Consider the following 15485-nt stretch of genomic DNA (forward strand, 5'->3'; position numbering starts at 1 on the left):
GCGATCCTGACCCGTCGTAGACGCCCGGCGGCCACACCCGCGTACTCGGCCGTGCCACGGACCAGAAAACGTTCGAGCAGGTTCAACGCTCCTCCTCGCGGAACCAGACGACGACCACGACGGCCAGGACGGCCACGACCGCGGCGACCACCCGGAAGCCGACCGCCATGGCGTCGGTGAAGGCGGTGACGACGCGGGCGTGCTCCTCCGGGCCCAGGGCCCGCGCGGCCGCCATCGCCTCACCCGTCGAATCACCGTGCCCGCGAAGGGAGTCCGGCAGCCGGTGGGTGAAACGGCCGGTCAGCACGGTGCCCATGACGGCCACTCCGAGCGCGCTGCCGACCTCACGGGCAGCGCTGCCCAGCCCCGAGCCGAGCCCGGCCCGGCTGTGCGGCAGGGCACCGAGGATCGAGGCGGACAGCATCGGCATGGACAGCCCCATCCCGGTCGCCGTGACCAGGAACACCACGGCCAACAGCGGATACGGGGTGTCGGCGGCCGCGAAGGACAGCAGGACCAGGCCGGCGGCCAGGATCACCAGGCCCACCGTGATGAGGCGGCGTGCGCCGACCCGTTGGCCGAGCGGGATGCTGCGCCGGGAGACCACCAGCATGCCGATCGCCAGGGGCCCGATCGCCAGTCCGGTGAGGGCGGGAGAGTAGCCCTTGGCGTACTGGAGGTACTGGGCGTTGACGAAGAACAGCGCGAAGAGCCCGAAGAAGGTGAGGGCCACCCCGAGCACACCCGCCCGCAGCCGGGGTACGGCGAACACCCTCGGATCGATCAGCGGGTGCGCGGCGCGCAGCGCGTACAGCACAAAGCCGGTGAGGACGACAGCGGCGGCGGCGAAGGCGCCGAGGACGGTGGTGGAGGTCCAGCCGCGTTCGGGGCCTTCGATGACACCGTAGAGCAGGGCCACGAAGCCGAGGACCAGCAGGACGGTGCCCACGGCGTCCGAGTCGGCCGAGTGGCGTGCACCGCGCGGTGCGTAGCGGGCGGTGAGGGCGAGCAGCACCAGCGCGATCGGGGCCACGCACCAGAACAGCCCCTGCCAGGGCAGGTATTGGAGGGCCAGGCCGCCGCCGAGGTTGCCGACCATTCCGGCGGCGCCGGTGGCCGCGGTCCAGACGGCGATGGTGTGCGGCCGCCGCTCGGGCGGGGCGGCCTGGAGGGCCAGGGAAAGGGTTGCGGGCATGATCAGCGCGGCTCCGGCGCCGGTGACCGCGCGGGCGGCGATGAGGAACGTGGCGTCGGGAGCGAGCGCGGAGCCCAGACATCCCACGGTGAACAGCGCGAGCCCGCTCAGCAGCGCGCCCTTGCGTCCGTACCGGTCGCCCAGCGCTCCGGCCGGTATCAGCAGACAGGCGAAGACGATGACGTACGCGTCGACGATCCACAGCAGTTGGGGGGAGCTGGGGTGCAGGGAGCCGTCGTTCAGCTTGGGGATGGCCAGGTTGATGGCGGCGACGAGCGCGACGGTCAGGATCACGCAGGCCGACATCAGGGCCAGGAGGCCGCCGGAGCGTGGCGCGGTCCGCCTCGGCGGCGCGGGGCGTGCGGTGGTGACGGTCATGGGGAACCTCGTAAAGCGAAGAGGAAGGAAACGAAAGGCGAGTGAGAGGAACCGATGCGGGTGATACGGGCGGCCGACCGTCGCTTGTAACGTAGGCGCCCCCGAGACATAACTTCAAATGCAACGTATGCAAGGAATAAGTGCACGTGACGCAATCAAAGTTGGATCTCAATCTGGTGATCGCGCTCGACGCCCTGCTGGCGGAGGAGAGTGTGAGCGGCGCGGCCCAGCGGCTCCATCTGTCGAGCCCGGCCATGAGCCGCACCCTCGCCCGGATTCGCACGGCGCTCGGCGATCCGGTGCTGGTGCGCTCGGGACGGCGGATGGTGCCGACGCCGCGGGCGCTCGCGCTCCGCGAGGAGGTGCGGCAGATCGTGGAGCGGGCGCAGGCCGTGTTCACACCGGCCGGTGAACTGCAACTGGCCACGCTGGAGCGCACCTTCACCCTGCTGGCCGACGACGGGCTGCTCACCCTCATCGGGACCGGGCTGCTGGAGCGGGTCCGGCGGGAGGCGCCGGGTGTCAGTCTGCGGCTGATCCCGGAGGGGCCCGGGGACTCGTCCGTACTGCGGGAGCGCCGCGCCGATCTGGAACTGGGGGTGTTCCACGAGCCGTCACCCGGGACCCGCGTGGAGCATCTGATCACCGATGACAACATCGGGGTGGTGCGGAGCGGCCATCCGCTGCTCTCCGGGCCCGTCACCCCCGAGCGCTATGCCGCGGCCGACCATCTGTCGGCCTCCCGCCGGGGGCTGTTGTACGGCCCGATCGACGAAGCACTGGGCGAACTGGGGCTGCGGCGGCGGGTGGTGGCCTCGGTGCCGACCTTCGCCTCGGCCCTGCTGGTGACGGCGGACAGCGATCTGGTCACGCGGGTCGGGAGGTCGCTGGCCCGGTCGCATATCGAGCGGCTGGGCCTGGCCACGTTCGAGATTCCGCTGGAGCTGCCGAGGCTGCCGATGGGTCAGATGTGGCATCCCCGGTACGACGCGGACCCCGCCCATACCTGGCTGCGCGACTGTGTCCGGGAGATCGCGGGGACGATCGGGCCGGGGACCGTGGACCGATGACTTTCTCCCGCGCCACGGGTCCTTGCTGATGAACACCACAACAGGAGGTGGATGTTGGCCGGTCCCGAGAACACGCCGACGCGCCGCGCGGACGCCTGCGAACCGCCCGGCGGGCCGCCGGTCCCGCCGCCCCGGCCCCCGGCCCTCCTGGTGCTGGACGGTCCGGTCGGGCGCGCGGAGGTGCCGCTGCTGTGCGAGCGCCTCGGGGAGCTGGCGCACGGCAGCGCGCCGGGACCGGTGACCGTGGACGTGGGCGCGGTGGGCCGGCCGGACCTGGCCGTGGTCGAGGCCCTGGCCCGGCTGCGGCTCACCGCCCGGCGGCTGGGACGCGGGATGCGGCTGCGGAACGCCGGTGGCGAGCTGCGGAAGCTGCTGGCCTGGGCCGGTCTCGAGGACGCTCTGACGGGTGGGCGCGACCCCGGGTCCGGAGCGGGCGGTGCCGCCCGGCCCGGATCCTGCCGCGGAGCGCTACGGGTCGAGCCGCTCGGGGAGTCCGAAGAGGGGGAACAGGCTCTGGGTGTCCAGGAAGGAGTTGAGCCCGATGATCCGCCCGTCTGATATCTCCAGCACCTGAAGCGCCCAGGGCTCATGACCGCCGTCGGCAGCCGGGCGGTACTGGCCGAACGCGGGCATACCGTTCGCCACCGTGGGGACCAGCCGGGAGCCCCGGCATCCGGCGCCATGACCCACCAGCCACTGGCGGATGTGCTCATGGCCACGCAGCCACAGCTCGTACGGCGGCATGGACAGGGTGGCGTCCTCGTGCAGCAGCACGGTGAGGGAGTCCAGGTCGTAGCGCTCGAACGCGTCCACATAGCGGGCGAGCAGCGCGCGCTGCTCCTCGTCCAGCGGCTTGACCGGGTCGCCGGCGCTGATCTCGCTCGCGGCGAGGGTGGCACGGGCCCGCTGCAACGCGCTGTTGACCGAGGCGACGGTGGTGCCCAGCAGCTCGGCGACCTCCGCGGCCTTCCAGGCCAGCACCTCGCGCAGGATCAGCACCGCGCGCTGCCGGGGCGCCAGGTGCTGTAGGGCGGCGATGAACGCCAGCCGCACCGCATCCCGCTGGGCCGCCACCTCGGCGGGGTCTCCCCCGTCGGCCAGCACCTGGCCGTCCGGGACGGGGCCGATCCAGGTGGCCTCCGGCTGCTCGGTGAGGGTGGTCGGGTACGGGGTGGCCGCGGAGGTCAGATCCATGGGGCGGGCGCGGCGCTTGCTCCCGTTCAGCATGTCCAGACAGACGTTGGTGGCGATGCGGTACAGCCAGGAGCGCAGGGCCGAACGGCCCTCGAAGCGGTCCAGGCCCCGCCAGGCGCGCACCATCGTCTCCTGGACGGCGTCCTCGGCCTCGAACGCCGACCCCAGCATCCGGTAGCAGTATCCGGTGAGCTGCACTCGGAACGGCTCCAGCTGGAGCTCGGCACCGGCCGTGCTGTCCACCGCGGCGACATCACTCATGGAAGGCTCCCTGCCGCGCGGCGCCACACCTGACCACCGCACCGCCGATCGTTCTCCGGTTTCGGTGAGTGCACCGTATAGGGCGGGTCTGACAATCCCACCCGACCTGCGGAAACACAGGACATGACGGGCGAGTCACGCCGTGGTGGCGGCACGCTGTCCCCACCCCGCCGCCGGACTCCTCGCCGCCAGGCCCTCGCCGCCAGGCCCTCGCCGCCAGGCCCTCGCCGCCGGGCCCTCGCCGCCGGGCTCGTCAGGCCACCGGACGGGCGGTCACGGCGGAGGAGTGCACCTGGTGCCCGCCGCTGGCGATCATCCGCACCTCGGCACGGTCGCTGATCTCCGCCCGTACGATCCCGGTGTCATCCGCGTACACAGGGTGTCCACCGGGTCCGCTGCTGTCCGTGCGGTGCACCACGACGACGTCCTCGCCCGCGGTGTCCTGCGAGGTCAGATCGCCGAGGTCGACGAAGACCAGTTCATATCTCTCCTGACGCCCCATGACGCCCTCCTCCCGCGCCAAGGTGCCCCCTGGCTTACAAACCGGGACATTCAACACTATCGAACGCCTCCGGCCCCGCAAGACCACACGGCCCTGATCATGGCTTTTGCCCGGATATGCCACGGCGGAAGACGTCCGTGCCGCTGTGCGGGCACCACGCCCCGCACCCGGCCGGACCCATCGCGTATCCGCTCCGGCGCCCCTCCGAGCGCTGACGCGCGCCGCGTGTCCCCCGCCCCTTACGGTGAGGAGGAACAACTCCCGCCCTCCCGGGCACCGGCAGGGAGGTGGTGTGGCCATGGGCACGGACGCGCACGCCGCGCGGCTGGAGGGCACGCTCGTCGAGCGTGGCGACCCGGAGTACGCGCGCCTGTGGGCGCGCATGGTGTGGAACGGGCTGAAACCCGCGCGGTTCCCCGAAGTGATCGTCTCGGCCGCCTCGGAACGGGACGTCCCCCGGGCGATCCGGCTCGCCCGCTCCCGTTCGCTGCGGGTCAGTGTGCGGTCGGGCGGCCACAGTTGGTGTGCCTCACCCCTGCGCGAGGGCACTCTGCTGCTCGATCTGTCACAGCTGCGCGGTCTCGCCATCGATCCGGACAGCCGCACCGCGGAGGTGCAGCCCGGGGTCACCGGAGGTGAACTCGCCGCGGAGCTGGGCCGGTACGGACTGGTCTTCCCCTCCGGACACTGCCCGTCGGTGGCCGTCGGCGGCTATCTGCTCAGCGGTGGACTCGGCTGGAACCCGGGGGTGTTCGGCCCCGCGTGCGCCAGCGTGGTGGGGATGGAGGCGGTCACGGCGGACGGTGAGGTGGTCCACTGTGACACCGGAGAGCATCCCGGGCTGTTCTGGGCGGCACGTGGCGCCGGGCCCGGCTTCTTCGCCGTGGTGACCCGGTTCCGGCTGCGGCTGTACCCGCTGCCGTCGGCGATCACGGCCACCACGTACTCCTTTCCGCTGACGGACGCCGAACCCGTGGCGCGCTGGATCTCCGGGGTGGCCGAGGGGGTGGCCGAGGGGCTGGCCCCGAGCGTGGAGACGGGACTGACGCTGGGCACCCTGGGACCGGAGGTCTCCACCGCCTCGCCGCGGCCCAAGGTGGTGTCGGTGACGGCCACCGCGTTCGCGGACTCACGGCAGGAGGCCGTACGGTCGCTCGCCCCGCTCCGGGACTGCCCGTTCGCCGCACGCGCCCTGGTCCGGCGGGAGGACGAACCGACGTCCCTGGAGGCGCTGTACGAGGGCTGCGGCGCGGTATGGCCCCGGGAGCACCGCTATGCGGTGGACACCCTGTGGTCGGACGAGGACCTGGGCACCCTGATGGCGCTGTGCGCCGAGTCGATGGCGATGTGCCCGTCCGAGAAGTCCCTGTTCCTGGTGCCGCTGGCGCCCGCCTCCCGGAATCCGGAGCACTTGCGCGACATGGCGTTCTCCGTGCTGGGCAGCAACTACCTGGTGCCGTACGCCGTCTGGGACGACCCCGCCGAGGACGGCGCCCAACTGCGCTGGCTGCGGCGGACGATGGACATGCTGGAACCGCTGGGCACCGGCCACTACATCGCCGAGGCCGATCTCCCGGCCGGGCTCTCGCGCGCGGAGCGGTCGTTCACCCCGGACGGCTGGCGGCGGCTGGCGGAGCTGCGGGCACGCTACGACCCCGACGGGGTGTTCCCCTCGTATCTGCCCCGCTGAGGGTGTCGCTCGTCGCCGAGTTGCTCGTCGTCGACAGTTTGCTCCTCCTTGTCACCCCCGGCCCCGAGCTGCGGGACGGCCAGTTCACGGACGAACGGCGTCAGCGCCGACCCGAAGATGGTGGCGGTCGCGATCGAACCGAGGGTGATGCCCCAGGCCAGCGGGCCGAGCGGGGTGCAGCCGAAGAAGTGGCTGACGCCCGGTGTCTGGACGATGGCGGCGAGGACCGCGGCGGAGCCCAGGCCCGCGATCAGGACGTGCCGGTCCAGCCCGCCGGTGGCCAGGGTCTGCGCCAGCTGGGTGCCGACCAGCGCGGCCAGCGCCACCGTACGAGCACGGCGGCTGCGTCCGGTGAGCCGGGCACCGGTCCACGCCACCCCGGCACCGGCGGCGGTGATGAGACCGCGCAGCAGCATCTCCTTGGTCAGCGCCGTGCCCAGGGAGCGGCTCGGCCCCTCCTTGAGCAGCCGTTCGCCGGTGTGGCCGGTGGGTTCGCGGACCGCGATGGCCAGTGCCGGGGCGAGATCCGTCAGCAGGTTGACCAGCATGATCTGCCGGGCGCTCAAGGGGGTGGTGCCGGTGAGCGCGGAGGCGAGCACGCTGAAGGTGACTTCGCCGAAGTTGCCGCCGATGAGGATGGCGAGCGCGGCCCGCACCGACGCCCACATGGCCCGCCCCTCCATCAGGGCGGACACGATCGTCTCCAGCCGGTCGTCGGTGACAACCAGGTCCGCGGCGGCGGTCGCGGCGGGGGTGCCGCGCCGCCCCAGGGCGATGCCGACGTCCGCGAGCCGGATGGCGGGGGCGTCGTTGGCGCCGTCGCCGGTCATCGCCACGACCCGGCCCAGCCGCTGGTACGCCTGGACGATCCGGACCTTGTGGTGCGGGCTGCACCGGGCGATGACATCCACGGTGGGCAGCAGCGCGTCGAGCGCGGTGTCGTCCATCTCGTCCAACTCGGGCCCGGTGCACACCTTCGGCTCGGGGGTGTCGATAACGGTGGCGGCGATGGCGTCCGCGGTGGCCGGGTGGTCCCCGGTGAGCATCACGGTCTGCACACCGGCCTCGCGCAGCCGCGCGGTGGCCGGGGCGGCGCTGGTGCGGACCGGGTCGGCGAGCGCGATGAACCCGAGGAAGACCAGGTCGCCCACGGATGCGTCGGTCAGCTCCTCGCCCGCGCGCATGGGGCGTTCGGCCACCGCCAGCACCCGGCGGCCGGCACCGGCCAGCTCTTCGGCGGCCGCGGTCAGCTCGCCTACGGCGGCGTCGTCCAGTGCGGTGGTGGCGGGCGCGCCCGGGGTCTGCCGGCGGACACAGCGGTCGAGGACCCCTTCCGGCGCCCCCTTCACGCTGAGCAGGGCGCCGCGGGAGGTGTTTCCGGCGGTGGCGTGGTACGCGCGGGAGGGCTCGAAGGGCAGGGAGTCGGTGCGCCGCCAGCGGGGCGCTCCCCGGCGTACCGCGACCCCACTCCGGCGGGCCCCGGCGATGACCGCGCGGTCGGTCTGGTGCGCCATCGGCTCCGACTGCCGGGCGGGCGGGGTGGCGCGCAGGGCGGCGGCGAGTACGGCCTTGCGGGGGGAGTCGAGCCGGTCGGCGGGGAGCGGGCCGTCGCCGTCGCTGACGGCGGCGAGCTGGAGGGTGCCTTCGGTCAGGGTGCCGGTCTTGTCGAAGCACAGGACCTCGGCCCGGCCCAGCGCCTCGATGGTGCGGGGGTTGCGGACCAGCGCGCCGAGGTCGGCCAGTCGGCGGGCGGCGGCCAGCTGGGCGGCGTTGACCAGGAACGGAAGCCCTTCCGGGACGGAGGCGACGGCGAGGTTGACCGCCGAGGCGAGGTTCTCGGTGAGCGGGTGCCCGTGCAGCAGCCCGGCGCCGGAGACGGCGGCGGCGGATCCGAGGGCGATGGGCAGGCTGGCCCGGGTGAACGCGCTCAGCCGGGCCTCAACGCCGGTCACGGGGGCGGCCTGGCGGGCGGTGGCGAGGCTCCGGCCCACCTCGGTGGAGGGTCCGGTGGCCACCACGACCGCCTGCGCCCGCCCGGCCGAGACGGTGGTGCCCTCGTAGACCATCGAGGCACGCTCGGTGAGATGCGCCGCGACCACTGGCGCCGGATCCTTGGCCACCGGCAGGGACTCCCCGGTGAGCGACGATTCGTCGACCTCCAGACCGTCGCTCTCCAGCAGCCGGCAGTCGGCGGGCACCACGTCCTCCGGGCCCAGCAGGATGATGTCCCCGGGGACCAGGGCCCCGGCCGTGACCAGGCGTTCGGTACCACCGCGGCGTACCCGCGCGCCGACCGCGGAGCGGGCGAACAGCTCCGCCAGCGCCTTTTCGGTCCTGACCCGCTGGAAGCCGCCGACGAGGGCGGAGGTGCCGGTGATGGCGGCCACCAGCGCGGCGTCGGTGCGCGATCCCACGGCGGCCGCGAGCGCGGCCCCGGCGGCGAGGACGGGGGTCAGCGGGTTGGACAGCTCCTCGATGAACGCGGACGGCAGGCTGGTGCCGGTCGGCTCACCGGTGCGCGGGCTGACCCCCGCGCGGACGGCGGCCTCCTCCGTGGTCAGCCCGTCGGTACCGGTGCGCAGACGCTCCAGTACCCGGGGTACGGGCATCAGATGCCAGGGGGTGGTGGTCACCGGCGGCACCATGGGGCGGGCGAGCAGCTGCCGGGCGCGCCAGGTGGCCAGACAGAAGGCCATGGTTCCGGCGGCGGTGCCCGCGCTCGCGCCGCGGGCCGCCGCCTGGCTCGGCGGGGCCTTGAGGGCGGCCACGGCTCCGATGCCGCTGCCGCCCCCGGAGAGCAGGGCGCTCTCCCGGTCGACCCGTGCGGCCACCCCCACGGCGTCCACGATGAGCCCGGCCGACTCCAGGTCCGCGCCGACCAGCAGATGGGCGCCCCAGGCCGGGGGCTCGCCCTCGCGGTGCACCCCGACCCCGCAGTCGGCGGCCCCCAGGGCCCGGCGGTTGCCCGAGAGCAGCAGGACGATCGCGCCGTCGGCCTGGAGGGCGCGTACGGAGGCCACGAGGCGGCGGCCGGCCGGGGTCACCGCGTCGGCGAAGGCGAAGGCCGTCGAATGCGGACGGTCGGTGGCCAGTACGATCCGGGCACCCGCCCGGCGGGCGGCGGCGGCCACCGCCTCGGCGCCCGGGACCGTCTGGGCGGCCAGCCCCGCGACCGCCTGGAGGCTGCGCCCCCTGGCCAGCCCGAGCACGCGCTCGCTGCCCTTGCGGCGCAGCTTTCCCGCGGCCCTTTGGCCGCTGCGTCCGGTCAGCTCGAGCCGGTCCAGCGGGCCGAGCACCCAGCTGTGGTCCCGGCGGACCTCCAGGGGCCCGTCGGGATCGAAGAGGTCGAAGAGCCGCTCGGTGGTGCGTTCCGGGTCCGCGCCGCCGAGGAGTTCCAGGTCGATGGGTTCGTAGCGGTCACCGCGCAGCGCGGCTTCGTCCAGGACGACGGTGTCGACCTGTCCCAGCCGCCGCAGGGAGCTGCGGTCCATGGCCAGCACACCGCGCAGTGCCAGGAACCGGCCGAGGCTGGTCGCGAACCCCTCCCGTCCGGCCCCGGGAGCCTTGGGGATGGACGAGAACCCGACGGCCAGCCCGCGGCGGGGTCCGGCGAAGGGCACACTGGCGGCCCCGGCCAGCGCTCCGGCGGCCATGGAGCGCTCCGCGAAGACCTCCATCCGGTCCCGCGGAGTGTCCCCCGGCCGTTCGACCACGATCGGTTCGGCCACCACGTCCTGCGGCCCGTGCACCAGCTGCGGCTCCATCGCCGCCCATGCCTCGCCCTCCGCGCTCGCCTCCCGCCACAGCGCCATGCGCTCCATGAGGTCGAGGGCGAGCCCTCCGCCCCGGGTGGCGACGCCCTGGGTCAGCGCGCTGAGCACGGGCAGGGTGGCCTTGGTGGGCTCCCTGCGGGTGAGGGCGAGGGCCAGCCGCCGCAGCCGCGGATGGTTCTGGATCGCGGACATGGTCGCGCCCACCTCGGTGGGCAGCTTCAGCCAGGGCACCAGACGCAGTGCGGTGGCCACGCTCAGACCCACCACATCCGCGGCCAGGACGGGCAGGGACTGGGCCTCCCGCGGCCCTCCCGAGGGGTGGCGGGGCTCCGGCGCCCATTCGTCGAATTCCTCGCTGGGGGCCGCGGGCTCCTGCGATTCCGCCCGCTGGACCAGGGCCATCAGCTCCAGCTCGGACGGGGGCGGGGAGGCCACGGCCACGACGACCCGCTCGGAGGGCGCGTTCACCCGCGCCCACTGCACCCGCGGATGCTCTTCCAGGGCCCGCTCCACCTGGCGTGCCACCTGCTCGCCGCCGATGCCGTGCACTCCGTGCACCTCGATGTAGTAGCGCCCCGGGTAGGACCAGACGCCGCGGTCCGTGGACCGGACCAGACGTCCGACGGCCGAGGCGGCCCGCGCCCCGGCGGACATGCTCTCCGTGATGGGTGACAGCAGCGAGGACACGGGCAGATGCAGCCCAGACAGCGGTGACATCGGCGAGACCTCCGCTCTCCGGGCAACATGCCCGGTTCATCCCTATTACCCTGAAAAGGGAAACCCCTGAAAAGGGAAGAAGATTCCGACACTCATCACGTGTGGACGTGAGATCAGTGACTACTCCCACCAGTTCCCGCCGGGGCGGTTCCCCGGCGAAGGCGGCGGCGGGCACCGGCGGTACACCGACGAAGGCCCGGGCCGCACCCCAGTCGACGCAGACCAGGTCCGCCAGTACCGCCACCAGGACCGGCACCACGGCGAAGTCCGCCACCGGCGGCGGCCGGGCCAGGACCACAACGGCCGCGGCAGGCAAGAAGAGCGCCCAGCCGGCCAAGGCAGCCAAGGCAGCCAAGGCAGCCAAGGGCAAGGCCGAGAAGACCGCGAAACGCTCGCAGACGGCCAAGGCGGCCAAGGGGATGACGACCGAGCGCAGCAACGGCCAGCGCAGCGTCACCGTCACCGTGCCGACACTCAAGACCATGGGCCACGCCACCACCCACGCGGCCAGCGGCGCGGCGCACGCGGCCATGATGCCCTTCACGGTCGCCCGCCGAGTGCTGCCCGCCAAGGGCGGACTGCCCCTGTACGCGGGGCTCGGAGTACTCGGCGCCACGGAGGTGCTCGAGTGGCCGGTGGCCGTCGGTATCGGCGTCGGCTACGCCGTACTGCGCCGCGGTGGCGCGATGGCCTCGCCCGCCGAGACCCGCAAGGCCGCGGCCTGACAACAGCCCCTTCCGTACACCGGCGCACGCCGGTCTGTCCCAACTTCCGTGCCGGGCGGTGCATCTGCGCACCGCCCGGCACAGAACGTTCGGGCAGAAACGGTCACCGTTCCCGGGCAAGCGGTCAACAGAAAGACCCCAGATCACTGGTATACACCGAGAAGCTCAACTAACACCCGTCACGCCAACTCCCCAGGAAGTGGTGAATCCGTTGGCTCTCCCCCACAGCCCCCGGGTCGTCTCCCGGTCATCCGGATCAGCAGCGGGCTCCGTCGCCCGACGGCATGCGACTGGAATGGCCACCCTCGCTCCCGGCCTCCAAGTGCTGGCCGGAGACCATGACTTCTTCCACCACTTCGGGGGCTCCTCGGCCGAGCTGTGCGGCCGCCATCTCTTCGAGTTGCTGCACCCCAGCGCACCGGCCGTGCTGCGGGAGCACTTCTCACGGCTGCACGACGGGCGGCGCACCCGCTTCACCGAGCGCGTCATGGGATACCGCGCGCGGGACCGGGTGTTCTCGGGCCGGCTGACGGGCACCGCGATCCAGGGCCGTTCCCACCGGCTGTCGGCCATCGTCGTGCTGATCAAACCGGATGACGCCCGGAGCGAGGAAGCCCGGAGCGAGGACGGACAGCCCGTCAAGCGCACCCTGCTGTCGCCCCTGGAGGCCCGGATACTCGAGGGCGTGGCCACCGGCGCGTCGACGCAGGAGATGGCCGGGAAGCTCTATCTGAGCCGACAGGGCGTGGAGTACCACGTGGGGTCGATGCTGCGGAAGCTGAAGGCGCCCAACCGCGCCGCCCTGGTCTCACGCGCGTATGCGGCGGGGATGCTGTCGGTGGGCACGTGGCCCGCCAAGGTGTTGCCGGATTTCGTCAAGTAGGGCCTCCACGCATGGCGTTACGGGCGCGATTCGGGCACGGTCCGAGGGATGATTCGGGCACGATCCGGGCAAGGTTCCGGTGGCCGGCGGGCATGCTGCCCGTCGGCCATCCGCCGTTCCCCCCGACGTCCCGGTTGCCGACGGGCGCTCAGTAGGCTGACCCGGCGATGCACTTCTCCCCCTCCGAGCGGCCCGCGGCCCGGCGACACCCCCGGCCCCGGTTCGCGCATGGTGTCCTCTCCGCTCTGGTGGCGGTCGGCGTGGCCCTGGGCGTGGCCGGCTGCGCGCCCCAGGCCGGGCCGCATGACGACGGTGCGGCCCCCACGCTGTCCGCACCCATCAGTGCCTCCCCGCTGTGGCCCGGCTTCAACCCCTCGCCCGGACCCGAGTCCGGCAGACCCACCCGCACCTATGTCCGCTATCTGCCCATCGAGAAGATCCGGGTGCCCAAGGCCGGGGTGACCGCACTGTCGGCGCAGACGCTGCTGGAGCGCGACCCCAACGTGCCCGCCCTCGTGCAGTACTCGCTCAGGCCGTGTCCGGGGGCCAACTGCCCGATGCGCAAAGCCGTGCACCGCGATCTCACCGGGGACGGGCGGGACGAGAAGGTGGTGGCGGTCGATCTGCCCAAGTTCGACCGGACGTTGTTGCAGGTCTACTGGACATCGGGGCGGACGGTCCGGCCGATCCTGGTCTTCTGGGGCCCGTTGGGGCTGAACGGTGACACCTACGGTCGCGATCTGCTCGTCACCGCGACCGGCGACGCGGGCCGCTACACCACCCGCTTCCGCTGGAACGGCAAGGTGATGGCGGCCGTCACACCCGACGGCGCCACCGGCCCGCCGGAAGGACTGGTCCCTGACGGCCTGGGACCCGACGCGGAGCTGGTCCCTGACCCCGAACTGACCCCGGACACCAGCACCCCCACCGGCACGAGCACGGATACGAGGACGACGTCATGACCCCCGCCTTCCCCCCGCCCGGCTCCGCCGCCGTACCCGGGTCCGCGACGGAGGCACGCCTCCTGCTCGTCGAGGACGACGAGGTCATCCGCAACACGGTGCGGATGTCCCTGGAGCGGTACGGCTTCACCGTGCACACCGCGGGTGACGGCCTCACCGGTCTTGAGGTGTTCCGCGAGGCGCGGCCCGATCTGCTGCTGCTGGACATCATGCTGCCCGAGCTGGACGGCATCGGACTGTGCCGCAGGGTCCGGGAGTTCAGCCTCGCCCCGATCCTGATCATGTCCGCCCGGGGCGACTCCCTGGACGTCGTCTCCGGCCTGGAGGCGGGCGCCGACGACTATGTGGTCAAGCCGTGCGAGAGCGCCGTCCTGGTGGCCCGGATCCGTTCACTGCTGCGCCGCGCCTCGTTCACCCCGGTCACCCGCGCCGGCCCGCCGGTCCGGGCGGACGATGCCGACCCGGTGGCGGAGCCGGACACCCTGGTCTTCGGCGATCTGACCATCGACACCCGGGGCATGGAGGTGCGGCGCGCAGGACAGCCGCTCGCGCTGACCCCCACCGAGCTGCGGATGCTGCTGGAGTTCGCGGGTTCACCGGGTGTTGTGCTGGAGCGCCGGACGCTGCTCAACCGGGTCTGGGACCACGCGTGGCAGGGCGACACCCGGGTGGTGGACCTCCATGTGCAGCGGCTGCGGGCGAAGATCGGCGCCGAACGGATCGAAACCGTCCGTGGCTTCGGCTACAAGCTGCGGCGCTGACCATGGCTCTGCGTTGGCGTATCGCCGCACTGGTGGCGGCGGCCACCTGCGCCGTGGCGGCGGCGGTCGGGGTACTGGTGCACCAGGCCTCACGGGACCGCGAGCTGTCCCAGGCGCGCGACACCGCCCGGACCACCCTCGACCGGGCCGCGCTCGTCTACGCCCGCACCGGCGGTGTCCAGGGCTCCGGCGCCACCATGGACGCGCCGGGGATACCCGACGGTCTGCGGCGGCTGGTCGAACGGCGCCATCAGGGCACCCAGTTCACCAACGGCCCCGAGGGGCCCGCGATGTGGGCGGCCCGGCCCGCCCCGGACGGCCATGTGCTCTCCGTGCACATCGATATGACCATCCCTATGCGGGACATCGGCGCGCTGGACGGCAACATCATCCTGGCCGGTCTGGTGACCACCGCCGTGGTGCTGCCGCTGGGGGTGGTGACCGCCGGGCGGATGAGCCGCAGATTGCGGACCGCGGCGGCCACCGCGCGCCGGATCGCCGCCGGTGATCTGGACGCCCGGATCTCGGCCGACCGGCGTCCCCACGACGAGATCGCCGAGATCTCCGGGGCCGTGGACTCGATGGCGGCGGCGCTCCAGGAACGGCTGCGCGGCGAGCAGCGGTTCACCGCCGATGTGGCGCATGAGCTGCGTACCCCGCTGATGGGCCTGGTCACCTCGGCCGAACTGCTGCCGTCCGGTGAGGCAGCCGGTTATGTACGGGACCGGGTGCGGGTGCTGAACACCCTGGTCGAGGATCTGCTCGAGATATCCCGGCTGGACGCGGGGGCGGAGGAGGCCGATCTGTCGCCCTGCCCCCTCGGGCCCGTACTGGAGGAGGCGATCGCCCGTACGGGGCTCTCCGTCCGGTTGCGCACCCCGGCGAGCGCCCCGGAGCACCACGCGACGGTGTGCACCGATCCCCGCCGTCTGGAGCGCATCGTGGCCAATCTGGTGGTCAACGCCCATCGGCACGGCCAGGAGCCGGTCGAGGTGACGGTGGCCGAGGACGGCAGGACGGTGACCGTACGGGATCACGGCTCCGGCTACCCGGACGATCTGCTGGAGGAGGGTCCCCAGCGGTTCCGTACCGGCGTCCGTGAGCGCGGTCGCGGCCATGGCCTGGGGCTGACCATCGCGGTCGGTCAGGCGCGGGTGATCGGCGCGGCGCTGGAGTTCGGCAACGCGCCGGACGGCGGCGCGGTGGCCACGCTCCGGCTTCCCAAGGGCCCGGTCCGCGGACCGATACACGACTGATACACAATCGAGCGGAAGCTGAGCGTTTACCGTTTCCGAGCCGAGACCTCGTGGTGTGGATCCGAAGATCTGCCTTCCGGAGGATGGCCGCGGCCCGCCGCGCACCCCGCACGGCGGG

Annotated in this window: 12 protein-coding genes; 8 read left to right on the forward strand and 4 right to left on the reverse strand. The window is 73.0% G+C overall.

Annotated elements, in window-relative coordinates; genetic code table 11:
* Window positions 1-82: 82 nt before the first annotated feature.
* Complete coding sequence (locus AC4BEG_RS01715) at window positions 83-1573, reverse strand: MFS transporter (protein ID WP_490704119.1); 1491 nt, start codon at window positions 1571-1573, stop codon at window positions 83-85.
* A gap of 140 nt (window positions 1574-1713) precedes the next feature.
* Here AC4BEG_RS01715 and AC4BEG_RS01720 point away from each other — a divergent pair, with 140 nt between their 5' ends.
* Window positions 1714-2643, forward strand: coding sequence for a LysR family transcriptional regulator (locus tag AC4BEG_RS01720; RefSeq protein WP_490704120.1), 930 nt, complete (start codon window positions 1714-1716; stop codon window positions 2641-2643).
* A gap of 51 nt (window positions 2644-2694) precedes the next feature.
* Window positions 2695-3201, forward strand: a complete 507-nt coding sequence (locus AC4BEG_RS01725; protein WP_490704121.1) for an STAS domain-containing protein — start codon at window positions 2695-2697, stop codon at window positions 3199-3201.
* On the opposite strand, the gene AC4BEG_RS01730 is transcribed toward AC4BEG_RS01725, so the two are convergent.
* Together AC4BEG_RS01730 and AC4BEG_RS01735 are read right to left on the reverse strand one after the other, a co-directional pair.
* Window positions 3112-4098, reverse strand: coding sequence for a sigma-70 family RNA polymerase sigma factor (locus AC4BEG_RS01730; protein WP_490704122.1), 987 nt, complete (start codon window positions 4096-4098; stop codon window positions 3112-3114). The genes AC4BEG_RS01725 and AC4BEG_RS01730 overlap by 90 nt on opposite strands.
* A 253-nt stretch (window positions 4099-4351) precedes the next feature.
* Window positions 4352-4600, reverse strand: coding sequence for a DUF6296 family protein (locus AC4BEG_RS01735; protein ID WP_490704123.1), 249 nt, complete (start codon window positions 4598-4600; stop codon window positions 4352-4354).
* Window positions 4601-4898: 298 nt separating this feature from the next.
* Between AC4BEG_RS01735 and AC4BEG_RS01740 the strand changes: the two genes are divergently transcribed.
* On the forward strand, window positions 4899-6290 hold the full coding sequence (locus AC4BEG_RS01740; RefSeq protein WP_490704124.1) for an FAD-binding oxidoreductase: 1392 nt from the start codon (window positions 4899-4901) through the stop codon (window positions 6288-6290).
* Here AC4BEG_RS01740 and AC4BEG_RS01745 read toward each other — a convergent pair.
* Window positions 6248-10780, reverse strand: a complete 4533-nt coding sequence (locus AC4BEG_RS01745; RefSeq protein ID WP_490704125.1) for a cation-translocating P-type ATPase — start codon at window positions 10778-10780, stop codon at window positions 6248-6250. The genes AC4BEG_RS01740 and AC4BEG_RS01745 overlap by 43 nt on opposite strands.
* Before the next feature lie 116 nt (window positions 10781-10896).
* Here AC4BEG_RS01745 and AC4BEG_RS01750 point away from each other — a divergent pair, with 116 nt between their 5' ends.
* From AC4BEG_RS01750 to AC4BEG_RS01770, 5 genes are all read left to right on the forward strand, one after another.
* The gene (locus AC4BEG_RS01750; protein WP_490704126.1) at window positions 10897-11505 is read left to right on the forward strand and encodes a hypothetical protein; all 609 of its coding nucleotides are present in this window, start codon (window positions 10897-10899) and stop codon (window positions 11503-11505) included.
* A gap of 295 nt (window positions 11506-11800) precedes the next feature.
* Window positions 11801-12388: a helix-turn-helix transcriptional regulator gene (locus AC4BEG_RS01755; protein ID WP_490704127.1), complete on the forward strand. Its 588-nt coding sequence runs from the start codon at window positions 11801-11803 to the stop codon at window positions 12386-12388.
* A 167-nt stretch (window positions 12389-12555) separates the two neighbouring features.
* The gene (locus tag AC4BEG_RS01760) at window positions 12556-13350 is read left to right on the forward strand and encodes a hypothetical protein (RefSeq protein WP_490704128.1); all 795 of its coding nucleotides are present in this window, start codon (window positions 12556-12558) and stop codon (window positions 13348-13350) included.
* The gene (gene cseB, locus AC4BEG_RS01765) at window positions 13347-14111 is read left to right on the forward strand and encodes a two-component system response regulator CseB (RefSeq protein WP_490704129.1); all 765 of its coding nucleotides are present in this window, start codon (window positions 13347-13349) and stop codon (window positions 14109-14111) included. The genes AC4BEG_RS01760 and cseB overlap by 4 nt, the downstream gene beginning before the upstream one ends.
* A gap of 2 nt (window positions 14112-14113) precedes the next feature.
* Entirely contained in the window at window positions 14114-15367 is a 1254-nt protein-coding gene (locus tag AC4BEG_RS01770; protein WP_490704130.1) for a HAMP domain-containing sensor histidine kinase, read from the forward strand.
* The last annotated feature ends 118 nt before the right edge of the window (window positions 15368-15485 follow it).

This window comes from Streptomyces sp. JLBJ103, assembly GCF_058215575.1.